Consider the following 581-nt stretch of genomic DNA (forward strand, 5'->3'; position numbering starts at 1 on the left):
GCGGCCTTTAAAAGTGCCTGAACCTGCGCTTTTAACTCGGCAATATCTGCTTTCTGACTTTCGATCATTTGCTGTTGCTCCTGAACCGCTTTTACCAATGGCACTACAAATTCTGAGTAACGCAGGCTGTAAAACTCATTTTCACTTGCCGGTTTTACAATACCGCTAAATTCATAATTAACCGCTTTTGCCGCTGTTTCTACTTCCTGAGCAATAAAACCCGACTGCAAATCTGTAGTTCCTGTTTTCATGTGATACGTAAACGGACACAACTTGCTTCCAAAACCAAGAACGTGTGTACTGCTTACAATATCTTTTTTAAGACGCACATCTGAAGGATTGGACCACGCTACAGCGCCTTCAATTTTTGTCATCTGATCATTTCCAATTCGTACAGTATTGGACCCTATACCTACTGCATGATCCCCTATGACAATAGTATTTACCTGATCATCGCCATTTGTAGCTGTATAATTTCCGATTAAAATTGATGTAGTTAATTTATTTAAATCTGCAAAGGTGCTAGGCGAATCTTTGTATCTTCCTGACCCGTACCCTATTCCAATATTTTCTGAACCAGC

Annotated in this window: 1 protein-coding gene; it reads right to left on the minus strand. The window is 40.3% G+C overall.

Annotation, left to right across the window (positions count from 1 at the left end):
* The coding region (locus ABEB23_RS18130; protein WP_348814127.1) for a tail fiber domain-containing protein at positions 1 to 581 on the minus strand (581 nt) is incomplete at both ends.

The sequence above is a fragment of the Flavobacterium maritimum genome, assembly GCF_040049085.1.
GTDB lineage: Bacteria > Bacteroidota > Bacteroidia > Flavobacteriales > Flavobacteriaceae > Flavobacterium > Flavobacterium maritimum.